This window comes from Thioalkalivibrio sp. ALE11 (assembly GCF_000381205.1).
GTDB lineage: Bacteria > Pseudomonadota > Gammaproteobacteria > Ectothiorhodospirales > Ectothiorhodospiraceae > Thioalkalivibrio.
This window is the reverse complement of the sequence record NZ_KB906166.1, coordinates 1-23,687: the sequence shown is the minus strand read 5'-3', so window position 1 is coordinate 23,687 and position 23,687 is coordinate 1. Positions and strand designations below refer to the sequence as shown.

The window sequence follows — 23,687 nt, the reverse complement described above, 5'->3', positions numbered from 1 at the left end:
CATGGCACTCCGCGACCAATGCCTGGAACAGCTGGGCCTGCGCACCGACCCGTTCGCGGAGGTGCCCGACGCGGACTTCCTGTACACCGATCCGCTGCTGGACGGTGTCCTGGAATCCGCACGACAGGCGCTGGAGCACCCCGGTGCCGTGGTTCTGCTGACCGGCGACAACGGCTCCGGCCGCAGCCTGCAGCTGATGCGCCTGCTCGGCATGCTGCCCGAGGGCTACGAACTCATCGCCTTCAAGGCACGCATCAACACCCATTTCGAGTCGGTGGACCTGACCATCCGCAACTACCTGCGCTCGCAGAACGCGGATGACCCCGATCGCTCGCTGACCGAACTGCTCGCCCAGCGGGTCGTCGACGGATTCGTACCGGTGATCGCGATGGACGACGCCCACCTGGTGGGCACCGACATCGTCAACAACCTGCTGCGCATGCGCTCGGAGATCCTCGAGCAGCATGGTCGCGCACCGCGCATCGTCCTGGTCGGCGGCGCGGGACTCCTGCGCCGCCGCCTGTACCTGCCGGACCCGGGAGACGAGGACCAGCTGACCCGCCTGAGCCTGCGCGCGTTCAACCTCGAACAGACCGCCGCCTACCTGCGTCATCGCCTGCTGGCCGCCGGCGCCGAAGACCCGGATGCACTACTCCCGCGCGAGGCCGTGCAGCGCCTGCAGACCGACAGCCAGGGGCTCGCGGGCGCCCTCAACCGCGAGGCGCGGATCCTGCTGGAAGCGAAATGCCGCCCGGCACCGGGCACGGCTGCGGCCCCTGCAGGCACGTCCGCCACCGATGCCGCCGACGCCGGCGACAAGCAGGAAGTTGCGGAATCCGGGACGGCGCGGTCGGGAACCGAACCCGGGCCCGCCCCCGATCTCGGAGAAAGCCTCCGCGCCAGCCGCGACGGCGACGATTTCACCCCGGCCGCCTTCGCCCTGCGCGGCGAGCGCGACGCCCCGGACGCCGCCACCGAAACGACGGCGGAGGACCCGCCCCTCGCGCCGGCCGAAGCACAACCGTTCTGGAACCAGCGCTGGTTCGTTCCCGCCGTAGCCGCCACCGTGGCCTTCGGGATCGCCGCCCCGCTGCTGTGGCAGCTGCTGAGCGGCTCGCCCGAGCATATCCCGGACCCCGAAGAACGAGTGGAACTGCCCCTGCCGGAACGCCCGGACGAGCGGGACGCGGCCACTGACCCGTCCCACGAAGCGGAAGAGCCGTCGCAGGAGATCGCCAGGCTGGAACCGGAACCCATCCTGCCCCCGCCGGCCACCGACGAACCGGCGGAGATGCCGGAAGAGCCGGGCCCGGCCCCCGAATCCGAGCCCGAGCCCGAGCCCGAGCCCGAGCCCGAGCCCGAGCCCGAGCCCGAGCCGGCCGATCACACCACCGAAGCCCTGGCCGACGCCGAGGGCGACGACGAGCGCCTGCAAGGCGACCTGGAATGGCTCGAGGGTCAGGATGCCTCGCGCATGACCATCCAGCTGGTGGCCGCGCCGGACATGGACACCGCGCGCGAATACGCCGAGCGCCACAACCTCGGCGGCATCCGCTACATCCCCACCCGGACGGGCGGGAACGACTACGTCGTAATCCTCGCCGGCGCCTTCCCCGACCGGGGCGCTGCGGAACAGGCGGCTGCCGAGCTGCCGGACAGCGCGCGGGACGCCGGCACCTGGATCCGCTCAATGGGTTCGGTCCAGGAGGCGGCCCGCCGCTGACGCCGGCCCCGGGCAGGGCTGTCCACTCCACCTGCGCGTGTAATTGCACCCCTCCGGTTTGCCGGAACACGATCATTCCGGTATATTCCTGCGCCCCTTTTTCCAGCCTGGTGCATACGCACCACGACCGGAGGCCTATCGATGCAGCAGACCCGACTGACCGGCACCCTCCATCGCCCCGAATTCGAACGCGACAATTGCGGATTCGGCCTCATCGCACACATGGACGGGCAGGCCAGCCACTGGGTACTGGAAACTGCAATACGGGCTCTCGAACGGCTGACGCATCGCGGCGCGATCGCCGCCGACGGCAAGACCGGCGACGGCTGCGGCCTGCTGATGCGGACCCCCGAACCGTTCCTGCGCCAGCTCGCGGATGAAGCCGGCATCGCGCTGGCCGAACGCTTCGCCGCCGGCCTGGTGTTCATCAACCCCGAGGCGATCGCCGAGACCCGCGCCGCGGTGGAAGACGCCCTCGACCGCGGCGGCCTGACCCTGGCCGGCTGGCGCGAAGTTCCGGTCGACCCCGACGCCTGCGGGGCGGAAGCCCTGCGCACCCGGCCGCACGTCCTCCAGCTGTTCGTCAATGCCCCGGCGGAGATGGACGGCGACGCCTTCGAACGCGCCCTGTACGTCGCGCGGCGGCGCGCCGAGATGGCGATGGCTTCGGACCCGGTGTTCTACGTGCCGAGCCTGTCGGCGCGGGTACTGTCGTACAAGGGTCTGGTGATGCCGGCCAACCTGCCGGTGTTCTACCCCGACCTGCAGCGTCCGGAGCTGGAAACCGCGATCTGCGTGTTCCACCAGCGCTTCTCCACCAACACCTGGCCGCAGTGGGGCCTGGCCCAGCCGTTCCGTTTCCTCGCGCACAACGGCGAGATCAACACCGTGCAGGGCAACCGCAACTGGGCGGTCGCGCGCCAGCACAAGTTCGCCAACGAGCTGCTGCCCGAACTTTCCGAACTGGAACCGCTGGTGAACCTGGAAGGTTCCGATTCGCAGAGCCTCGACAACATGCTCGAGGTCCTGCTGGCCGGCGGCATGGACCTGTTCCGTGCGATGCGCCTGCTGGTCCCGCCGGCGTGGCAGAACGTCGCGCACATGGATCCGGATCTGCGCGCGTTCTACGAGTACAACTCCATGCACATGGAGCCCTGGGACGGCCCGGCCGGCATCGTGCTGACCGACGGCCGCTACGCCGGCTGCACCCTGGACCGCAACGGCCTGCGCCCGGCGCGCTACGTGATCACCAAGGACCGCCATATCACCCTGGCCTCGGAGATCGGCGTGTACGACTACGCCCCCGAGGACGTAGTCGCCAAGGGCCGCCTGAAGCCCGGACAGATGCTCGCCGTGGATACCGAAACCGGCGATCTGCTGCAGCCGGAGGACATCGACCGGATCAACCGCAAGCGTCAGCCCTATCGCCAGTGGCTGCGCGCGCAGGTGCACCACCTGAAAAGCCAGCTGGACGACAACCAGCTGTTTTCCGGTGAGCCGATGCCCGCCGACCGCCTGGAGACCTACGAGAAGCTGTTCGACGTCACCTTCGAGGAACGTGACCAGATCCTGCGCGTACTGGCCGAGGCCGGCCAGGAGGCCGTCGGCTCGATGGGCGACGACACCCCGTTCGCCGTGCTGTCGCAGCAGACCCGTTCGCTGTACGACTACTTCCGCCAGCAGTTCGCCCAGGTCACCAACCCGGCGATCGATCCGCTGCGCGAGAGCATCGTGATGTCGCTGGAGACCTGCTTCGGCCGCGAGCAGGGGCTGTTCGAGGAAACCCCGGAACACGCCCACCGGCTGGTGGCGGATTCCCCGGTGCTGTCCGAGGTGAAGTTCCGCGAGCTGTGCAATCAGACCGAAGATGCCTTCCGCGTGGAACGGCTGGACCTCAATTACGACCGCCAGAGCCTCGACCTCGAATCGGCGATCAAGCAGCTGACCGAAAATGCGGTCCGGGCCGTGCGCGACGGCGCCGTGATCCTCGTACTGTCCGACCGCGCGATCGACAGCGAGCGCCGGCCGATCCCCGCGGCGCTGGCGGTCGGCGCGGTGCATCACGCCCTGATCGCCGCGCGCCTGCGTACCGACGCCAACATCGTCATCGAGACCGCCACCGTGCGCGACCCGCACCACTTCGCGGTCCTGATCGGCTATGGCGCGACCGCGATCTATCCCTATCTCGCCTACTCCGCGCTGCACGGCATGAGCGAATCCGGGGAAATCCCGGGGGTGGACGCCCTTACCCTGGCGCAGAACTATCGCAAGGGGATCAACAAGGGCCTGTTCAAGATCCTGTCCAAGATGGGCATCTCGACCATCGCCAGTTACCGCGGGGCCCAGCTGTTCGAGATCGTCGGTCTCGCCGACGAGGTCGTGGAGACCTGCTTCAAGGGCACCACCAGTCGCATCCGGGGCACCCGTTTCACCGATATCGAGGAAGACCTGGATACCCTCGCACAGCGTGCCTGGAATCCGCGCAAGGCGCCCAAGCAGGGCGGGCTGCTGAAGTACATCCACGGCGGCGAATACCACGCCTACAACCCGGACGTGATCCAGACCCTGCACCGCGCGGTGCAGTCCGGTGACTACGGGGTGTACCAGGAATACGCAGCCCTGGTAAACGAACGCCCGGTGGCGACCCTGCGCGACCTGCTCAAGCCGCGCGAGGACATCGAGCCGATCGAGGTCGACGAGGTCGAATCCGAGGCCGACATCCTGCCGCGTTTCGACTCCGCCGGCATGAGCCTGGGCGCGCTGTCGCCGGAGGCCCATGAGGCTCTCGCCACCGCGATGAACCGCCTCGGCGGGCGCTCCAACTCCGGCGAGGGCGGCGAGGCCGTCTCCCGCTACGGCACCGAGCGGATGTCGAAGATCAAGCAGGTGGCCTCCGGCCGCTTCGGCGTGACCCCGCACTACCTGGTCAACGCCGAGGTCCTGCAGATCAAGGTCGCCCAGGGTGCCAAGCCCGGCGAGGGCGGCCAGCTGCCGGGCCACAAGGTCAACAAGATGATCGCCGAGTTGCGCTACTCGAATCCGGGCGTGGCCCTGATCTCGCCGCCGCCGCATCACGACATCTATTCCATCGAGGACCTGGCGCAGCTGATCTTCGACCTCAAGCAGGTGAACCCCAACGCCCTGGTCTCGGTGAAGCTGGTCTCCGAGGCCGGCGTCGGCACCGTGGCCGCGGGTGTGGCCAAGGCCTACGCCGACCTGATCACCATCTCCGGTTACGACGGCGGCACCGGGGCCAGCCCGCTGACCTCGGTCAAGTACGCCGGCACCCCGTGGGAACTGGGCCTGGCCGAGACCCACGCGACCCTGCGCGGCAACGACCTGCGCGACAAGGTGCGCCTGCAGACCGACGGCGGCCTGAAGACCGGGCTCGACGTGATCAAGGCCGCGATCCTCGGTGCGGAGAGCTTCGGCTTCGGCACCGGGCCGATGGTCGCGCTGGGCTGCAAATACCTGCGCATCTGCCACCTGAACAACTGTGCGACGGGTGTCGCCACGCAGGACAAGGTGCTGCGCATGAACCACTTCATCGGCCTGCCCGAGATGGTCATGCACTACTTCCAGTTCGTCGCCCGCGAGACCCGCGAGTGGATGGCGAAACTGGGCGTGCGCAGCCTGACCGATCTGATCGGCCGCACCGACCTGCTCGAGGTCCTGCCGGGCGAAACGCCCCGGCAGCAGCATCTGGCCGTCGACCGCCTGCTGGAGACCGGCGACCTCGACGACAAGCCGCGCTTCTGCAAGGAGCCGAAGAACGAGCCGTTCGACAAGGCCGAGCTGGCAGAAAAGATGGTCGCCGACATGCTCGACGCCATCGAAAACAAGGCCGGTGGCGAGCACCATTACAAGTGCAGTAACACCGACCGCTCCATCGGCGCGCGGCTGTCCGGCGAGATTGCCCAGCGCCACGGCAACCAGGGCATGGCCGAAGCCCCGCTGCAGGTACGCCTGCAGGGCACCGCCGGGCAGAGCTTCGGGGTGTGGAACGCCGGTGGTCTGCACCTGTACCTGGAGGGTGATGCCAACGACTACGTCGGCAAGGGCATGACCGGCGGCAAGCTGGTGATCCGCCCGCCGGAAGGTTCGGGCTTTGCCAGCCAGGACACCACCATCATGGGCAACACCTGCCTGTACGGGGCCACCGGCGGCAAGCTGTTCGCCGCCGGTCAGGCCGGCGAGCGCTTCGGCGTGCGCAACTCCGGGGCCATCGCGGTGGTGGAAGGCATCGGCGACCACGGCTGCGAGTACATGACCGGCGGGGTGATGACCATCCTCGGCGGCACCGGCGTCAACTTCGGTGCCGGAATGACCGGCGGCTTCGCCTTCGTGCTCGACCGGGAGAACGACTTCCCCGACCGCATCAACAACGAGCTGATCGACCTGCACCGCCTCGACACCGAGGACATGGAGGCCCATCGCAACTATCTCGAGGAACTCATCACCGAGTTCGTGCACGAGACGGACAGCGCCTGGGGCCGCGAAATCCTCGAACAGTTCGACAGCTGGCAGGGCTCCTTCTGGCTGGTCAAACCCAAGGCCGCCGATCTCAGCGGCCTGCTGGCCAACCTGCGCCAGGCGGCCTGAGCAGACCCGCCCCGGGGATGCGCAGTAACCACGGGCCCCGCAAGGGGCCCGTTCTGTTTGCGGGTCCCCTCCTTACCCCGGCCCGCGTCCGCCCGGATGCCACTGGACGCGGCGGACCCGCGGGTCAATACTGGAGGGAGTCACGTCATTCGTGGTACGGAGGCAGCCGATGGGAATGGCCAACGCCCGGACGTTCACGCCGGTGGACGAATACCTGCAGGGAGAGCTGGAGACCGAGATCCGGCACGAATACGTCAATGGCACCGTCTATGCCATGGGCGGGGCCAGCCGCAATCACAACATCGTCACCATGAACCTTGGCACCGCATTGCACGCCGCCCTGCGCGGCGGTCAGTGCCAGACCTTCATGGCCGACATGAAGGTGCATCTGCGCCTGGGTGACGACGAGCTGTTCTACTATCCCGATGTCATGGTCGGCTGCGACCCGGACGACCGTCACCGCTACTATCTCGAGCGCCCGCGGGTGATTGCCGAGGTGGCCTCGCCGGCCACCGAACGCCTCGACCGTCGGGAGAAACTGCTGGCCTATACCCGGCTCGACAGCCTCGCCACCTACCTGATCGTCGAGCAGCAGCGCCCGGCGGTCCAGGTCTATCGGCGAAGCGCCGGCTGGGCCGCGGAACACCTCGGCGCCGAGGACCGCCTGGAGCTCCCCGAGCTGGAATGGAGCCTGCCCGTGGAGGAGCTCTACACCGGCATCGACCCCGACGCCGTCGCCGAGGACCCCGCCCCGCCATACCGCTGACCCCGCACCTGATCGGCCGGAGGGCCGGCCTCCCACGGCCCGGGCCCGCCCCCTGTGCGGTGATGTAGACCCCATGGATCGCATCGCAATCCATGAAGTCTTCGGGATCGGCCAAGATCTGCGCCAAAAAACACCCTTTGGCACAGATAGTTGCGATGCGATCCATATCAGGAGCGCAGCCCCCTGCGCGATCCGGCGCTCCGACCGCTATCTCCGGCGGGCCAATGGTCCCTGCGGGTGCGGGCGCGGTATCATGCTCGGCCACGCCCCGTCCCGGGGCGGACTCTCCCGTCCGGCGACGAGGACCATGGCAGGCCGTATCCCGCAGGCATTCATCGACGAGCTGCTCGAGCGCACCGACATCGTGGAGGTGGTGCGCCGGCGCGTCAGCCTCAAGAAGGCCGGCAGCGAATACGCCGCCTGCTGCCCGTTCCACGGCGAAAAGACCCCGTCGTTCTACGTATCCCCGCAGAAGCAGTTCTACCACTGCTTCGGCTGCGGCGTGCACGGCACCGCCCTCGGCTTCCTGATGGATTACGAGAACCTCAGCTTTCCCGAGGCGGTGGAACAGCTTGCCGAACAGGCCGGCCTGGAGGTCCCGCGCGAACACGACGACAGCCCGCGCCAGGATGCCACCGCGCCGCTGTACGCGGCGCTGGAAGCGGCGGCGGAGTACTTCGTGCGCCAGCTGCGCGAGACCCCGCGTGCGGTCGATTACCTGAAAAACCGCGGTATCGACGGTGCCACCGCGCGCGATTTCCGCCTCGGCTGGGCCCCGGCATCGGGGCTGCTGCAGGCCCTGTCGGACCGCTTCTCCCCGCAGCAGCTGGTGGATGCCGGCCTCGCCGCGCGCCGCGACAACGGCGACCTTCGCGAACGTTTCCGCGCCCGCATCATGTTTCCCATCCGCGACCGGCGCGGGCGCGTCACCGGCTTTGGCGGGCGCCTGATCGACGACGGCGAGCCCAAGTACCTCAACAGCCCCGAGAGCACGGTCTTCCACAAGGGACAGAGCATCTACGGCCTGTTCGAGGCCCGCCGCGCGCAGACCCGGCTGGATCACCTGGTGGTGGTCGAGGGGTACATGGACGTGGTCGCGCTGGCCCGCAGCGGCTACCACCGGGCGGTCGCCTGCATGGGGACGGCTCTGGGACGCAGCCACTTCGACGTACTGTTCCGCCAGGTCGGCCACCTGACCCTGTGCTTCGACGGCGACGCCGCCGGACGCCGCGCCGCCTCGCGCGCGCTGGAACAGGCACTGCCGGTGATGCAGGGCATGCGTGAGGTCCGTTTCCTGTTCCTGCCCGAGGGCGACGACCCCGACAGCCTGGTGCGCCGCGAGGGCCTCGCCGCCTGGGAACGGCTGCTGGAGCAGGCCCTGCCGCTGTCCGAGGCGCTGATCCGCCTGCTGCGCGAGGAACACCCCACCGACACCGCGGAAGGGCGTACGCATTTCGCCCACGCCGCGGTGCGCCGTATCGCCACCGCACGCGATCCGCTGTTCCGCGAACTGCTGTGCGAGCGCGTCGCCGAGGAGAGCCACCTCCCGCGCGAGCGCCTGGAGGAACAGCTGCAGGCTGCCGCCGCCTCCGCCGACACCGGTTCCGCACGCGGGCCGGGATCCGCGTCGGGGGCCTACGAGCCGCCATCCCACGGCCCGGAGACGGTCGCCCGGCCAGCGGCCGGCACCCCCTCACGGAGCGAGCCGGCCGGCGCCGGCGGTCGCCGCAGCTCGTCGCTGTGGGCCGCACTGCTCGCGCGCATCCTGCAGCATCCGGAACTGGACTGGGACACCCCCGCCCTGCGCGAGCTGGCGGCGGCCAGCGGCGAGGCCTCCGGCACCCTCGGCCGACTGCTGGAGGCCCTGGGCGAGCAGCCGCGGCCGGATACCGCGCGGCTGCTGGAGCGATTCCGCGAACACCCGCGCTTCGAACGCCTGTTGTCGCTGGCCAGCGCCGAGCTGCACGACGGCGAAGACGGGATGACCCGCCAGGTCGCACTGGACGCCGCCGACCAGCTGCTGCGGCGTCACTGCCGCGAACGCATGCGTGAACTCACCGCTTCCGGGAGTCTGGATACGGAACAACGCGACGAACTCGCGCGTCTCACCTCCATCCTGCAGGGCTGAAGGCGAGACCGCGCCGCAGCCAAAGCCACAACCCGTGACCCCTTGAAATCCCCGTTCGTGCCCGCATCCACTTGATTGCACGAATCATTTTTCGCGCGCCTCGCGGGGCGGGCAATATAAGAAACTTCTGCTATAATGCAGGGTTCACTTTTCGAAGCCGAACGACGAACCTCGGAGATCAGATCGCGATGAACCGTGAAGAGCAGCAATCCCAGCTCAAGGAACTCATTGCCAAGGGCAAGGAGCAGGGATACCTCACGTATACCGAGGTGAACGACCACCTGCCCGAAACCATCATCGACTCCGACCAGGTCGAAGACATCATCGCGATGATCAACGACATGGGCATCGAAGTCCACGAGCAGGCGCCGGACGCCGACAGCCTGCTGCTGTCCGACGGTTCGGTGTCCGCCGACGAAGACGCCGAGGACGCGGTCGCCGCGCTCGCCTCCGCCGACAGCGATTTCGGCCGCACCACCGATCCCGTGCGCATGTACATGCGCGAGATGGGTACCGTGGAGCTGCTCACCCGCGAGGGCGAGATCCGCATCGCCAAGCGCATCGAAGAGGGCCTGATGCAGGTCCTGTTCGCGCTGGCCCACCATCCCGGCGCGATCGACAAGCTCATCAAGGATTACGACCAGATCGTCGAGAACGGCAGCCGCCTGACCGACCTGGTGGTGTCCTTCATCGAGCCCGATGGCACCAATGGCGAGGCCGTCGCCCGCGGCCTGGCCGAAGAGGTCGACGTCAAGGAGCAGCCTCAGCCGAAAAAGGAAGAGGCCGCCTCGCCCGAACTGGACGCCATCTCCGAAGCCGTGGACGAAGCCGACGAAGAAGCCGGCGAACCGGTGGACAGCGGGCCCGACCCCGAAGAGGCCCGCCAGCGCTTCGAAAAACTGCGCGAACTGCACGCCCGCGCCCACGCCGCCTTCGAGGCCGGCGACATGGAGGCCTACGCCACTGCGCGCGAGCAGACCGCGAAGTACTTCATGGAGTTCAAGCTGGTGCCGCGCGTGGTCGACCAGCTGACCCAGGAACTGCACGACACCATCGACCGGATCCGCAAGCACGAACGCCGGATCATGGACATGGCCGTGAACCAGGCGCACATGCCGCGCAAGACCTTCATCGACGGCTTCCCGCGCAACGAGACCAACCTCAACTGGATCCAGGAGGTGCAGAAGGAAGGCAAGGGCAAGTACGTCAGCGCCCTTGCCGACTTCGAGGAAGACATCGTGCGCACGCAGAAGAAGCTGGCCGAGATCGAACGCGAAGCCAGCCTCAGCATCTCAGAGATCAAGGAGATCAACCGCCGCATGTCCATCGGCGAGGCCAAGGCCCGCCGCGCCAAGAAGGAGATGGTCGAGGCCAACCTGCGCCTGGTGATCTCCATCGCCAAGAAGTACACCAACCGCGGCCTGCAGTTCCTCGACCTGATCCAGGAAGGCAACATCGGTCTGATGAAGGCGGTGGACAAGTTCGAATACCGTCGCGGCTACAAGTTCTCGACCTACGCCACCTGGTGGATCCGCCAGGCCATCACCCGCTCCATCGCGGACCAGGCCCGGACCATCCGTATTCCGGTGCACATGATCGAGACCATCAACAAGCTCAACCGCGTCTCCCGCCAGATGCTGCAGGAGATGGGCCGCGAGGCCACGCCGGAAGAGCTGGCCGAGCGCATGGAGATGCCCGAGGACAAGATCCGCAAGGTGATGAAGATCTCCAAGGAACCGATCTCCATGGAGACCCCGATCGGCGACGACGAAGACTCGCACCTGGGCGACTTCATCGAGGACGAGAAGGTCGCTTCGCCGACCGAATCCGCCGCCCAGGAAAGCCTCACGGAGGCCACCCGCGAGATCCTGTCCACGCTGACCCCGCGCGAGGCCAAGGTCCTGCGCATGCGCTTCGGCATCGACATGAACACCGACCACACCCTCGAGGAAGTCGGCAAGCAGTTCGACGTCACCCGCGAGCGTATCCGCCAGATCGAGGCCAAGGCCCTGCGCAAGCTGCGCCACCCGACCCGCGCGGAACTGCTGCGCACCTACATGGACGCCGAATAACCGGCGTCCCGCGCCCCGTCCCGCAGACGGGCCAGCCCTCCACGATGCGGCGCCCTGCCCCCTCGGGGTAGAATGGCGCCGCTGTCGTTTGCGGCCCCGCGCCGCAGACCCACCCGAGCACCCGGGCCTGTAGCTCAGTTGGTTAGAGCAGAGGACTCATAATCCTTTGGTCGTCGGTTCGAGTCCGACCGGGCCCACCACTCGCTTGCGCTCGCGCCGTTCCGTGAACGGATTCCCGGCAGGTCCGCTGGTCCGCTCCGTATCGGTGTCGTATCGTGAGTGGGGTAATATATCCAGCCTGGCTGTTGGGTTGGTGCTACTTCCATTTCAGCCGGACACACCTCTGGACTCAATCTCGCCCGTACACGATTTTTGACAACCACCCGGACTCCTGTCGGAGCCTGCCGGCCATTGAGGATCTCCCGATGCCCAGAACCGTTGCCCCGCCGCTCAAAAGCTGCCGTCACGCCCTCTCGACGCTTGCCCTTTGCGCCACGACCGTCTGGGCCGCCCCGGCGCTGGCCGGGGACGATCCGGTCGCCTTTTTCGAGGAATACTGGGGGACGGAGGTCGACTTCAGCGACCGGGACGCGCTCGAGCGGTTCTACAGCGCCGAGGCCCTGAGCGAACTGGAGGGATTCACCGACGGCGAAAAGGCGATGCTCAAGGAGCTGGGCGCCCAGCTGGAGCTGTTCAAGACCTCCACCGAGATCGCCGGGATCGATGTCATCGACGCGGACGACGATCAGGCGCGGATCGAGGCCGACCTTCGCGTCACCGACGAGGACGCGCGCCGGGAGATGGCCTCCGGGCTCGACGCCGATATCCGGCTGACCCGCCAGGACGGGGAGTGGCGCATCAACGAAGAGCACTTCCACATGCGGAGTCCGGAACGCCGTGGCGCGGGTGACCTGGAATGCCCCGAGGACGCGGTGGTGGGCAACCCGGACGCCCCGAACCACCTGACCGTCACCGATGGCGGCCGGAGCTGGGAACTCCGCTTTGAAAAGGCCTCGCTGGTCGCCACGGAGACCCGCCCCCGCCTGGACCTGGCACAAATCGACACCACCCCGTGGCGGCTGGTCTTGCCGCACCTCAACCTCGACGAGTCGGAACAGGAAGTCCGGATCAGCGTGCCCACATCCGCCGAACCGCATTGTTTCGATCTGCCGGAGGGGATGCGTGGACCGGACGGAGACATCGTTGGCCGCATGGTGTTCGATGAGCCCCCGGCTCAGGGGCAGACCGAGTACAGCGCCCGCATCGAGATCCCCGCCGACCAGGGGGACTTCGGGGTGCGGGGTACCGTCAAGCGGGGCCTGCTGGTCGAGCCCACTCCGGGCGCAGTCGAAGAAGGGTCGCACTACATCGACGACGGCGAAGAACTGGGGGTCGCACGAGGCCTGTTCTTCCACCGCCCTGCGGACAATGCGGTCCATGTCAATGGCATATATTCCCGGGGCAGTGGCCGCGGCTGGGGTAGTTTCCGCACGAGCGTGGTTCAATTCGACGGCGAACCCGGGGTCTACACCAGCACCCAGCGCAGGCATTTTGACGGCGAATTCCAGGATGTAACCGAGATCACCCTGGTGCACGCCTTCTCGGAAGACCGGGTGGAGATGGAACGCCGACGGTTGCCCGCAAACGAAATGCCGGATGGCGAACCGAGCCTTGAGGAGGCCGGCGATCTGGGCGAGGCTCACTGGTACATGGTCACGGATCAGCTGATGACCGACCCGGAACTCGAGCGCGTCAGCACCCCCTGACGCCACCGCCGGAGGTACGAAACCATGATGCGACTGATCTTCACCCTGCTGCGCATGCGCCGTCTGATGCGGCTCTACCGCATGTTTGCCGGCGGCGGCCGGAACCGATCCCGGCGGCAGCACCAGCCCCGGGAATCCGGCTCGCGGGACAAGCCGCATCAGAGTGCTCCGGGCACACCCAACCGTGACCCGGACGATCACCAGCAATGACCGGGTCCTGACAACCCCGCGCCCCGGGGCAAGCCCGGGGCCCTTCTCGAAACGGGTGCTCAGTCGCCCGTGAGCAGCTCCTGCAGGGTTTCCGCGTCCAGCGGTGGCTGGTCGTCATCCTGCCCCTTGCGGCCATACACGTGGTCGGCCAGATGCTGCTTGCGCTCCTGCAGGCTCAGGATCTTCTCCTCCACCGTTCCTTCGGTCACCAGCTTGTACACGAACACCGGTTTGTCCTGACCGATGCGGTGCGCGCGGTCCGTCGCCTGAGCCTCCACCGCGGGATTCCACCAGGGATCGTAGTGGATGACCGTATCCGCCTCGGTGAGATTGAGCCCTACCCCGCCCGCCTTGAGGCTCACCAGGAACACACTGGCCTGCCCGGAGCGGAAACGCTCGATCGCCTCATCGCGCTTGCGCGTCTGCCCGGTCAGCTTGCTGTAGGCGATTCCGCGTTCCTCCAGCGCGTGCTGGATCAGACCCAGCATCCGGGTGAACTGCGAAAACAGCAGGATCCGGCGCCCTTCATCCAGGAGTTCCGGCAGGATCTCCAGCAGCAGCTCCAGCTTGGCCGAAGGGATACCCCGGGTATCGTGCCCGCCGCTCTGCACCAGTCGCGGGTCGCAGCACACCTGCCGCAGCTTCAGCAGGGCATCGAGGATGGTAATGTGACTGCGCGCCAGCCCCTTGCGGGCCACCGCATCGCGAACTTTCTTCTCCATCGTCAGACGGATGCTCTCGTACAGGGTTCCCTGCCGGCTCCCCATGCGCGTCGTCCGCAGCAGCTCCGTGCGGGGCGGCAGTTCTTCGGCCACCCGGTCCTTGGTGCGGCGCAGCATAAACGGAGCCACGCGGCGACCGAGCCGACCCATGCGCTCCTGATCGCCCTCCTCCTCGATCGGCTTGCGGTACTGCTGACGAAAACGTTTCTGATCCCCCAGAAACCCCGGCAGCAGAAAATCGAACTGCGCCCACAGTTCGCCCAGGTGGTTTTCCATGGGCGTCCCCGTCAGACACAGCCGATGCCGCGCCTCCAGGCTGCGCACCACCTGCGAGGCCCGCGCCCGCGGGTTCTTGATCTGCTGCGCCTCGTCCAGAATCAGGCAGTGCCACGGCTGCGCCTCCACCACCGGATGATCCCGTGCCAGCAAGGGATAGGTGCTCAGCACCAGATCGAACTCGGTCAGCCGCTCGAAGTACTGCTTGCGCTGCGGCCCCTGCAGCACCAGCACCTTCAGCTGCGGCGCAAACTGCTCCGCCTCGCGCTGCCAGTTGCTCATCAGGCTGGTGGGCGCAATGATCAGGCTGGGCCGGTCCATGCGGCCGGCTTCCTTCTCCGCCGTCAGGTGCGCCAGGGTCTGTACCGTCTTGCCCAGACCCATGTCGTCGGCCAGCACGCCGGACAGGTCATACTCGCGCAGGAACTGCATCCAGTTCAGGCCCTGCTGCTGGTAACCGCGCAGCTCCCCGTGAAAACCCGACGGCAGATCCACCGACCGAATGCCCTCGAAATCCTTCAGGCGCTGTGCCAGACGGTACAGCGCCTCGACACCGCCACCGCGGACCGGGGTGTCTCCCATCTCCAGCAGGCGCGGCGCATCCAGCCGCGACAGCGCGAGCCGCTCGCCGGCGTCGTCCACCTCCCGGTCGAACAGCTCGAACACCGTCTGCAGCACCGGACGCAGCCGGTCTCCCGGCACCGCCACGTAATGGCCCCCGCCGGTATCCAGATAGAGCGTCTCCGGCAACTCGTCATCGGGCGTGTATTCTTCCAGCAGATCCGTCAGCAGCGGCAGCAGCGGGACCGATCGCCCGTCGACCTCCAGGTCAAAACGCAGGTCGAACCAGTCCATGCCGGAGGGCTCCACCTCGGCCCCGATCCGGTCCGCATGCTCCAGCGTCGGCAGCTCTTCCGTCCCTTCAACGATCTCCCATCCCCGCTCGCGCAGCCCCGGCAGCACCTGCTCCTGAAACTCGAACCACCGCCGCACGGCCGCCGACGACAACAGCCCGTCTGCGGGATCATCCCCCGCCAGGCGGAAATGCCCCGGCCGCCCCTCAACGGACTGCAGCAGCCCCGAAGCCTCCAGCGTGGCCCGCGCCGCAGCCTCCTCCTCCGCATCCCGCGCGATACGCAAGACCCGGTCTTCCTCCTCCAGCACCGGAACCGTCGATTCATCTCCGGGCTCCAGGACGGCATCGTCATAACGGAAGCCCAGCCCCGCTGCGGCCGACTCCGGGCGGCCCGAATCAAACAGCAGTACCAGCCGCGGAACCGGCGCCAGCGTGCATTCCTCCACCGCCACCGGAACGGGCGTGGGCAGGCCCGCATCCTGCAGCACCAGGCGCCGGCTCACCGCAGCGGCCGAATCGGCCGGCACCGGCGGCGCGGACTCCAGATTGGCCAGATGCTCCCGATCCAGCCCCGGCGGCAATTGCAGCACACCCGCCTGCTCCGATGCCGGATCCACATACACCGGCGGGTCCAGGTCGGGGAACATCTCCAGCTCCGGACTGGCCACGCGCAGGAAATACCAGTCCCCCTGCGCGACCCACTCCAGCTCCAGATCCCGCACGGGCCCCGGCTGCAACGGCCCCTGCCGATCCTCGCCCCAATAGCAGCGCCCCGTCTCCAGCATCGCCAGCAGGGCCGTCGCACCGGCGCGCCCCCGGGGTTTCGGCTCATCCCACAAGTCCCACGCGCACGCCATCAACAACCGGCCGATCTCCTGATCGTCCGCCGACGCCCAGCTCGAACGGCCACCCACCGGCATCGCCAGCGACTGCGCCTTGACCCGACGCCCGACTCCCCATTTCCCGTCCTTGCGCCGACGCGAAACCACCAGCGACACGTCCAGCTGCTCTGAATCCAGTGGATGGGGCTGCAGCACATACTGCAGCTGCTCCCCGGACGCGGGCGCCGGAGCCGGTTCTGCCTGCGAACCGCGCGCCAGCCACGTCCCGAAATCCTCCCCCGCGGCACCCGCCGACCACCGTTCTTCCTGTGCGCGCCAGGCCAGCACGGCCGCGACCACGTGCTTGCAGTTGAAGCCAACGGGGCAGTCACAGTGCCCCACGACGCGCGGCCCCTCATCAAAGAAAACCATGACGTGCTGATCGTACATACGCCGGCCGCTGCCGCGGCACCGGCCGTACAGATGCACCTCGTCCGATCCGGTCTCTTCCACGGACCGCAGCTGCACCCGCCCCGACTCGAAATATTCGACACCGCGCCGAAAGCTGCCCGAATCGAACTGGCTCGCCAGTTCCCGCACACTGTCCCCAAACGTAGACATTGATGAACTCCGCCAGAACCGATGGTGATGGCAGTCAGGCGCATGACATTCACGGGTGGAGCCCGGGTCAGTCGTAAACCCCTCTCCGATGACCAATCCGCACCACCAGCACGACAAGCAACTCGTCGCGCAGCTCGCAGACCACCCGGTAATCGCCGACCCGATAGCGCCATAGCTCGGAAAACCGCCCCTTGAGGGGCTTGCCGAGCGTTCTCGGGTCGTGCATGTGGGCGACACGCCGTTCCAGATAATGGCGGATGCGCTTTCGCGCCTGCTGATCGAGTTTCTGCACCTCCTTTTGAGCGGAACGTGCGTACTCAATCCTCCATGTCACGCCAGAACTCCTCGGAGCCGATCACCTCTTCCTCCCCGCTTCGGACACGTTCCAGCGTCTGCTCGGCGAGATAGATGTCCTCCAGATCCTCCAGGTGTTCCTCGATGGCCTCGCGGATGTAATAAGTGGTCGTGCGCCCCGTCTTTTCGGCCAGCACTTTCAAGCGTGCATACGTCTCTTTCGGGAGCCGAACGGCCGTTTGCCGAGTATCTTCAGTGCGTATGCCCATGGCCCATACTCCTTCGGGATGCGTGCATACCAATATACATTCCCCGATCGCACCATGGAACTGCCCCGGCAGCCGGACCCCACGGTCAGCTTGCGACACCCCTGAGTTTCCGGGCCTGCCCCCACGACCCAAGTGCACCCGGGCAAACGCCGGAGTGTTTCCCTAGCACTTCGAGTAACCACAGTCGCGGCAGGTGAGGCAGCCGTCGATGAGGAACCGTTCGCCGCCGCACTGCGGACATGGGCCCATCCCGGAGGGCACGGGCAGGGACGGTTCCGCCCGGTGTGCGCCGGTGCCCCCCGGGGATCCGTCTCGGTAGAGGGCGACAAGCTCGCGCAGCGGGCGGGGGTGGCCCTCCGGGTCGAGGAAGCCGCGGCGCTGGAGGATACGCTGCAGGGCGTGGGCGATGGCAGCGACCTCGGAGGGGTGGTACAGCGGCTTGCCGTATTCGTTGGTGCCGCAACGCACCGGACCGCGATCCCAGGTCACCTTGCGCAGGTCGCGCAGGGCGCGGGCGGCGTAGCCACCACGAGCCGCCAGCGACAGGCTGCGCATGGTGGCGGAGATCCACTGGTAGGATTCGGAGTGCTGGCCGGTGGGCAGGAAGAACTCGATCGGGCGCTCGATGGTCACCGTCTCGCCGCCCACCGTGCCGGAGACGGCCACGAAGCTGACTACCAGGTTGACCGTCTGCGGCCCTTCCTGGGTCCAGTAGCGGACCTTCTCGGTGACCGACTCGAGCTCGCCCTCGGGACGCGACGGGATGCGCTTGCCGACCGGGTCGTCGTCGCCAGCCGGCGCCGACTCGTCCTGCGGAATATCCGAGCGGCGAAACGCGATGATGGGCTGATCGATCCGGTGCATGGTTTTCTCCGCAACGCCGTTACAGGTCGTCGTAGTAGCCCTCCCTCGGTCATTTGCCCGGTTCTCGGTCAGCTTATGGCGCCGCAGGTCAGGCATCCGACCTGGGGCGTTCATCGCTTGGCGCCCCCGTGCAACCGCCAGCACCATGACGCGCTGGCTCATGGAGCGCTAAACCGGAGATAGCCAATCAGAACGAGGAGCAGTGACAGGACTGTCAGGCCCCAGGCCGAGGCTGTCGGAATCGGCGTTGGCGCCGCGTCGATGGTGATCGTCACTCTGTCGGCCTCGTTCTCGGTCGTGACGGTCACGTCACCAGTGTCGGCGTCGCCGACTTCGGTGGTCCACTCGAGGGTGACTTCTTCGGTGCCGCCGCTGTCGAGTTGAACGGCGTCCGGGTCCAAGTCCGTGCCAGTCAGCGTCACCGACTGCTCGGCGTCGGCTCCCCAGTTGGTGACTGTGGCCGTAACCTCCAGGATCTCGCCTTCGCCGACCGGCGAATTCGTTTCAGTGATGCTCACACTGAAGAACGCTTCGGTGTCCTCCCAGGCGAGAGCGGGATAATCGTCTTCGACGACATGCCAGGTGCCCTCGCTGTTGGGGAAGTCGAAGCCATCCATGTAGACAGTGGCGTTCAGCCCGGTCATCTCGGCGGTCGTCAGGCCGTTTTCATCGGGAGAGCCGTCGGACTTGACCTGATCAGTCGCGTCGACATCCCAGTAAGAGTGGATCACATCACCGTCGTTCTCGCCGACGAGGCCGCCCACGTCAGAGTCGCCGGTGACGGTGCCGATGGCGTATGACTCGATTATACCGTCGATGTTCTCACCGACTAGCCCGCCGACATTGCTGTCTCCGCCGACCCTGGCGGTGGTGTAGGACTCGCGTATTTCGGCGTCGAGATTGTGGCCGACCAACCCGCCCACGTCAGAGACACCGGTGACGGTGCCACTCGCTGACGCACCGCTAATGTCTCCCTCGTTGAAACCAACGAGACTGCCGACACCGTTTTCGACACCATCGCCCTGACCGGTCACGTCCGCGCTGTCCAGGTGGAGGTCCCTGATTTCGGCGCCGGGCACTGTCGAGGCGAACAACCCGACACGCTCCTCGTCGTCGCGGTCGATGACCAGCTCTTCGATAGCGTTGTCCGCGCCGTCGAAGGTGCCCGCGAAGCCATCGATTGGCGCGAAACCGTCACCGTGGTTGGCATCTTCACCGGCCACATCGTTGTAGCCTGCGGTGCCCTCGTTCAGTTCATTCGCCAGCCTGAAGTTCGCGTCGAGGTTGCCGCGTACGTTATCAAGGTGGTGCCAGTCTTCGATGACGTAGGGGTCATCTGCGGAACCGTCACCGCCAGCGTAGCGGGACTGGAGACCGGGAGCGGGCTCTTGAACGACGTTTTGCAGGAACGGGTAAGAGACTACGTTGCCGTCTTCGGGTTCGTCGACGACACCCCAGGTATCAGCAAAATCGAAGTCCATGTTGCCCTCGGCGTTCGCGCCGGTCATCTCGATGGTGGTGAGTGCGGTCACGTTGGCCGCACCGGTACCCAGTCCCCCGATGCCCTGGCCGTGTTGCTCATCGCCTTCTTCGATGACTGTCGCCGCCTCATCGTCCCAGTAGGAACCGATAACTCCGTCAGACTCCCCATTGGTTCCGAGGAGACTGCCGGCTCTTGGGTCATCTCCCAACCGGCCAGGACCGGTCGCGGTCACATTTCCGGTGGCGTAGGAGTTCTCGACAATGCCCCAGTTGTTCCCGGCGAGCCCGCCCACACTATCTTCGCCGGTGACGTCGCCGGTGACGTATGAGTCCGTAATCGTAGACTCCACCGATGTCCCAGCGAGGGCACCCACGTTCAAGAAGCCACCAGTGATATCTACGTCGACCAGTCCGACGTTCTCGATGGTCGCACCCTGCGTACCGTTAAACAGACCGACACCAGCGAAGGCATCATCGCGGTCGATGACCAGTCCCCGAATTTCGTACCCCTGACCGTCGAAGGTTCCCGAGAACCCGTCACCCTCGCATCCGTCGTACCATGGGTCGAAGCCGCACTCGCTAATCGGTTCCCAGCCGAATTCCGGGTCGCCAACCAGTTCGTCGTAGCCATCCGTTTCCTCGTCCAGATCGGTGCCCAGCACGAAGTCCGCGTCGAGATGCAGCCGCACATTGTCGAGGTGGTACCAGTCCTCGATGACGTAGGGGTCGGCCGCGGAGCCATCACCGTCGGCAAATTCTTCGACCGCTGGCACCGAGCCAGATGCCAGCACCAGGGTCAGAGCCACCAAGGTGACCGAGCACCGTCGCATACCTCCCTTGACGACAGACGAAGTTTGGAATGAATCGGATCGAGACATCGGACAGCCCCCCTGTGAACGCCTTGAGGGTGTACGTCCGGCGTCGTCGGATCGGCCACCGAGCCGGCTGTACCCTTCCAACATCGTAGTAAAGACTTGATATGGAGGAGGGCTATTTTCTGCCTCAGGAGTTGTCTCTGTCTGCCATCTCCAGCCGTCCTGCCGCATCCGATAAGCTTCTTCTCTACCGGTCGGTTGCCCCGCAACGCGGGGCACACCGCGCACAGCGTCACACCGTGTGTCTTTTCCGTTAGTCCGAGGGCGTGCAGCCGAATTGTTGACGGGAGACCCGGGCAAAGTGGCTGGCGCTGGCAAAACCGTTGCCGAGTGCGATGGCGTTTATGGACAGGTGTGCCAGCCCCGGGTCGGCCAATTCGCCGGCCGCCCGCTCCAGCCGCCGCTTCAGCAGCTCGCTCCGGAAGCTGATGCCGTTGCGCTTGAGAAGGCGATAGAAGTGGCGCTCGGAGAGCCCCAGCCGTCCGGCGACCTCCTCGGCGATCAGCTCCGGGCGGTGCAGGTGCTGCTCGATCAGACTCCAGACCGTCTGCAGCTGCCCCCTTTCGGCCTCGTGTTTCGGCGCCTGCCGGACGTCGACCACTTCATGACGCCGCAGGGCCAGCGCGACCAACCCCACGAGCTGGTCTGCCAGCAGCCTTTCAGATCCGGCCGAAAGTTCGTCGAGGCTGCGCGTCACCAGTTCCACGAAGCCACCCAGCACATCGCCTTCGCCGTGGCGGTTGATGATCACACGACCGTTTCGCCGGACGGGTGTGGCCAGCTCCTCGGGGAGCTTGCCTTCGGGAAAGTGCAAGGCGATGAGGTTCATGCCATCGGGCAAGTGTACCCAGCCGCTTTGGCGGCTGTGATTGAGCATGAGCTGGCCAGGTGTTAATGGCCACGTAAACTGACCCTCTACTGGCCAACAATTTTGACCCACCTACGGGTGGCCACTGGCCACGTCTGACCATACCGTCCGCCGTTCAGAGAGGCGGCCGGGACGGGAACATGAAGGAGTGGGTCATGATTCATCGGATCAAAGCACTGCACGACGAGGGCCAGGGGCTGTCCGTACGGGCGATCAGCCGCGAGCTCGGTATCTCGCGTAACACGGTGCGCAAGTATCTGCGCCAGAGCGCCGAGGCGATCGTCGCCGAGCGTGCGGATTCGGGCCGGTGCAAGCGGCTCGATGCCCATCGCCCCTACCTCGAGTACCTGCTGCGCCGCTACCCGAAGCTCAGTGCCGTGAAGGTGGCTCGCAAGATCCGTGACGAGGTCGGAGACCTGGAGGTCTCGGATCGCAGTCTGCGCCGGTATCTGCAGCGCCTGCGGGAGTCCGTCCCCGTTGCGCAGCCGCGCTACTACGAGCCCGTCCTCGACGACGTGCCCGGCGTGCAGTGCCAGGTGGATCCCGGCGAGCTGCGGGGTGTGGAGATCGCAGGCGAGTCGCGTACGGTGTACTTCGTCGTCTTTGTTCTCTCGTACTCCCGGCTGATGCACGTGTGCGTGTCGTTCCGCCCGATCGACACCGAGACGTTCATCGCCATGCACGACGAGGCCCTGCGCGCCTTCGGCGGCGTGCCCGAGGAGTGCGTCTACGACCAGACGAAGATGGTGGTCATCGCTGAGCGCTTCCGGGAGCTGACGGTCAATGAGCGCTTCCACCAGTACGCCACGGCGGCGGGATTCCGCATCCACGCCTGCCGGGGCTACGACCCGGAGAGCAAGGGCAAGGTCGAGGCCGGCGTAAAGTACGTCAAGCGCGACTGCCTGTACGGCGAGCGTTTCTCCAGCGAGGAGGCGGTCAAGGCTCATGTCCGGGACTGGCTCGAGGAAGTGGCCAATGTCCGCTGCCACGGCACGACCCGATGTCAGCCACGGGAGCGCTTCGAGGCGCAGGAACGCTCGCACCTGCGAGCGTATCTCACGCCGCCGTGCGTGAGCCATGCAGGCCCGGAGGTGGCCGTGCGCAAGGTGGACAAGACGGGTCTGATTTCGTGGTCGGCCAACAAGTACACCGTGCCGATGGCCTACCAGCGCGGCCGGGTCGGGGTCCAGGAGAGCGCCGGATCGCTCGAGATCGTCGACCTGGATTCCGGGGAAGTGGTGGCCACGCATCCACTGGCCACCGGCAAGGGGGAGCGGGTGCGGAACACCCACCACTACCGCGATCGTGCACAGCACGTCGAGGACATCGAGCGGGCCATTGCCGAGCGCCTCGGTGCCGATCTCGGCGGGCGGCTGTGCGCGCAGCTGCGCGCCAGTGATCCAAAGATCTACCGCGATCAGGTCGCGGCCGTACGCCGGATCCTCGAGGACACGGCCTCGCTGGACACGGAGCTGCTCGAGCGCCTTGCCGGGCGTGAGGGGCTGACGGCCACGCGCATCCGGGACTTCCTCGAGGCCAACCAGCGTGCGCAGTGGCGCGGCCGGGACATGGAGGCCGACGCAGACACCTCCGGCGAGGCATCGGGGCCGGTCTCGCTGTCGGCCTACGCCCACCTTGGCCAGCCGGCTGGCCATCGGGAGGTGACCCATGAGCCGTCTTGATCAGGCCGTGGGCCGGTTCCGGAATCTGCGCTGCACGGCGATCGCCGACGAGCTGCCGCAGCTGCTCTCGGAGGCGGAGGACAACGCCGTCTCCTACCTGGCTTTTGCCGAGCGCCTCGCCGAACACGAGCAACGGGTCCGCGAGAGCAAGCGCCTGGACGGCAACCGCCGGCGGGCCCGCCTGCCCTCGGACAAACGCCTGGAGGCCTTCGATTACCGCCACCAGACGACCATCACCAAGCGCCAGATCAACGCCCTGCTGGACTTCGGCTTTATCGACAACCGGCAGAACCTGGTCTTCATCGGCCCGCCGGGGGTCGGCAAGACCCATCTTGCCATCGGGATCGCCCGCAAGGCACTCGATGCCGGCTACAAGGTGCTCTTCCGAAACGCCCTGGAGCTGGTCGAGGAGCTGGAAATGGCGGAGATGAAGGGCGAGCTCAAGAAGAAGATCGCGCAGCTGACACGCTTCGACCTGCTGGTCATCGACGAGCTTGGCTACCTGCCGATGAGCCGCCAGGCGCGTTACAACCTCTTCCAGCTGGTTCACGCGTTCTACGAGTACCGCTCGCTGATCCTGACGACCAACAAGGACTTCACGGACTGGGGCGAGTTCTTCCACCACGACAACGTGGCCGTCCCGATCATCGACCGGGTCATCCACCACTCATCGATCTACGTACTGGGAGGAGACAGCTACCGACTACGTGAGAAAACCGCCGGCTGAACGCCGGCTCCCTGGGTCAATTTTGTTGGCCAGAGGTGGGTCAAAAGCGATGGCCATTGACAC

Annotated in this window: 15 protein-coding genes and 1 tRNA gene; 10 read left to right on the top strand and 6 right to left on the bottom strand. The window is 66.6% G+C overall.

What is annotated here, in order from left to right; translation table 11 throughout:
• Window position 1 precedes the first annotated feature (1 nt).
• The 8 genes from F620_RS0104130 to F620_RS0104095 all read left to right on the top strand — a co-directional run bounded on the left by F620_RS0104130 (window position 2) and on the right by F620_RS0104095 (window position 13,267).
• The gene (locus F620_RS0104130) at window positions 2-1,723 is read left to right on the top strand and encodes an AAA family ATPase (protein ID WP_019569564.1); all 1,722 of its coding nucleotides are present in this window, start codon (window positions 2-4) and stop codon (window positions 1,721-1,723) included.
• A 141-nt stretch (window positions 1,724-1,864) separates the two neighbouring features.
• On the top strand, window positions 1,865-6,325 hold the full coding sequence (gene gltB / locus F620_RS0104125) for a glutamate synthase large subunit (protein ID WP_019569563.1): 4,461 nt from the start codon (window positions 1,865-1,867) through the stop codon (window positions 6,323-6,325).
• A 169-nt stretch (window positions 6,326-6,494) separates the two neighbouring features.
• Entirely contained in the window at window positions 6,495-7,091 is a 597-nt protein-coding gene (locus F620_RS0104120; protein WP_019569562.1) for a Uma2 family endonuclease, read from the top strand.
• A 307-nt stretch (window positions 7,092-7,398) separates the two neighbouring features.
• Complete coding sequence (gene dnaG, locus F620_RS0104115; protein WP_019569561.1) at window positions 7,399-9,219, top strand: DNA primase; 1,821 nt, start codon at window positions 7,399-7,401, stop codon at window positions 9,217-9,219.
• A gap of 188 nt (window positions 9,220-9,407) precedes the next feature.
• Window positions 9,408-11,291 carry an RNA polymerase sigma factor RpoD gene (gene rpoD / locus F620_RS0104110; RefSeq protein WP_019569560.1) on the top strand — a complete coding sequence of 628 codons (1,884 nt, stop codon included), beginning with the start codon at window positions 9,408-9,410 and terminating at the stop codon, window positions 11,289-11,291.
• Between the two features lie 123 nt (window positions 11,292-11,414).
• Window positions 11,415-11,491: transfer RNA gene (locus tag F620_RS0104105), tRNA-Ile, on the top strand.
• A 225-nt stretch (window positions 11,492-11,716) separates the two neighbouring features.
• Complete coding sequence (locus F620_RS0104100) at window positions 11,717-13,057, top strand: nuclear transport factor 2 family protein (protein WP_019569559.1); 1,341 nt, start codon at window positions 11,717-11,719, stop codon at window positions 13,055-13,057.
• Between the two features lie 24 nt (window positions 13,058-13,081).
• The gene (locus F620_RS0104095) at window positions 13,082-13,267 is read left to right on the top strand and encodes a hypothetical protein (protein ID WP_019569558.1); all 186 of its coding nucleotides are present in this window, start codon (window positions 13,082-13,084) and stop codon (window positions 13,265-13,267) included.
• 59 nt (window positions 13,268-13,326) lie between these two features.
• On the opposite strand, the gene F620_RS0104090 is transcribed toward F620_RS0104095, so the two are convergent.
• From F620_RS0104090 to F620_RS14195, 6 genes are all read right to left on the bottom strand, one after another.
• On the bottom strand, window positions 13,327-16,563 hold the full coding sequence (locus tag F620_RS0104090; protein WP_231373870.1) for a DEAD/DEAH box helicase: 3,237 nt from the start codon (window positions 16,561-16,563) through the stop codon (window positions 13,327-13,329).
• A gap of 67 nt (window positions 16,564-16,630) precedes the next feature.
• A complete protein-coding gene (locus tag F620_RS0104085; RefSeq protein WP_026331305.1) occupies window positions 16,631-16,897 on the bottom strand; it encodes a type II toxin-antitoxin system RelE/ParE family toxin in 267 nt (88 codons plus the stop codon).
• Complete coding sequence (locus F620_RS0104080) at window positions 16,881-17,126, bottom strand: DUF6290 family protein (protein ID WP_026331304.1); 246 nt, start codon at window positions 17,124-17,126, stop codon at window positions 16,881-16,883. The genes F620_RS0104085 and F620_RS0104080 overlap by 17 nt, the downstream gene beginning before the upstream one ends.
• Window positions 17,127-17,288: 162 nt before the next feature.
• A complete protein-coding gene (locus F620_RS0104075; protein ID WP_019569554.1) occupies window positions 17,289-17,990 on the bottom strand; it encodes a hypothetical protein in 702 nt (233 codons plus the stop codon).
• A gap of 158 nt (window positions 17,991-18,148) precedes the next feature.
• A complete protein-coding gene (locus F620_RS0104070) occupies window positions 18,149-20,278 on the bottom strand; it encodes a GLUG motif-containing protein (protein ID WP_196802034.1) in 2,130 nt (709 codons plus the stop codon).
• Between the two features lie 322 nt (window positions 20,279-20,600).
• Window positions 20,601-21,287 (bottom strand): helix-turn-helix transcriptional regulator, encoded by a 687-nt coding sequence (locus tag F620_RS14195; protein WP_369773816.1) that lies wholly within the window; start codon window positions 21,285-21,287, stop codon window positions 20,601-20,603.
• A gap of 68 nt (window positions 21,288-21,355) precedes the next feature.
• On the opposite strand from F620_RS14195, the gene istA reads away from it, so the two are divergent.
• Window positions 21,356-22,897 carry an IS21 family transposase gene (istA, locus tag F620_RS0104060; protein ID WP_026331303.1) on the top strand — a complete coding sequence of 514 codons (1,542 nt, stop codon included), beginning with the start codon at window positions 21,356-21,358 and terminating at the stop codon, window positions 22,895-22,897.
• Window positions 22,884-23,624: an IS21-like element helper ATPase IstB gene (gene istB, locus F620_RS0104055; protein ID WP_019569550.1), complete on the top strand. Its 741-nt coding sequence runs from the start codon at window positions 22,884-22,886 to the stop codon at window positions 23,622-23,624. The genes istA and istB overlap by 14 nt, the downstream gene beginning before the upstream one ends.
• Window positions 23,625-23,687: the final 63 nt, after the last annotated feature.

What these genes read in the sequence shown, in the direction of transcription:
- F620_RS0104130 (WP_019569564.1), top strand. Translation starts at nt 2, where the DNA reads ATGGCACTCCGCGACCAATGCCTGGAACAGCTGGGCCTGCGCACCGAC.
- gltB (WP_019569563.1), top strand. Translation starts at nt 1,865, where the DNA reads ATGCAGCAGACCCGACTGACCGGCACCCTCCATCGCCCCGAATTCGAA.
- F620_RS0104120 (WP_019569562.1), top strand. Translation starts at nt 6,495, where the DNA reads ATGGGAATGGCCAACGCCCGGACGTTCACGCCGGTGGACGAATACCTG.
- dnaG (WP_019569561.1), top strand. Translation starts at nt 7,399, where the DNA reads ATGGCAGGCCGTATCCCGCAGGCATTCATCGACGAGCTGCTCGAGCGC.
- rpoD (WP_019569560.1), top strand. Translation starts at nt 9,408, where the DNA reads ATGAACCGTGAAGAGCAGCAATCCCAGCTCAAGGAACTCATTGCCAAG.
- F620_RS0104100 (WP_019569559.1), top strand. Translation starts at nt 11,717, where the DNA reads ATGCCCAGAACCGTTGCCCCGCCGCTCAAAAGCTGCCGTCACGCCCTC.
- F620_RS0104095 (WP_019569558.1), top strand. Translation starts at nt 13,082, where the DNA reads ATGATGCGACTGATCTTCACCCTGCTGCGCATGCGCCGTCTGATGCGG.
- F620_RS0104090 (WP_231373870.1), bottom strand. Translation starts at nt 16,563, where the DNA reads ATGTCTACGTTTGGGGACAGTGTGCGGGAACTGGCGAGCCAGTTCGAT.
- F620_RS0104080 (WP_026331304.1), bottom strand. Translation starts at nt 17,126, where the DNA reads ATGGGCATACGCACTGAAGATACTCGGCAAACGGCCGTTCGGCTCCCG.
- F620_RS0104075 (WP_019569554.1), bottom strand. Translation starts at nt 17,990, where the DNA reads ATGCACCGGATCGATCAGCCCATCATCGCGTTTCGCCGCTCGGATATT.
- istA (WP_026331303.1), top strand. Translation starts at nt 21,356, where the DNA reads ATGAAGGAGTGGGTCATGATTCATCGGATCAAAGCACTGCACGACGAG.
- istB (WP_019569550.1), top strand. Translation starts at nt 22,884, where the DNA reads ATGAGCCGTCTTGATCAGGCCGTGGGCCGGTTCCGGAATCTGCGCTGC.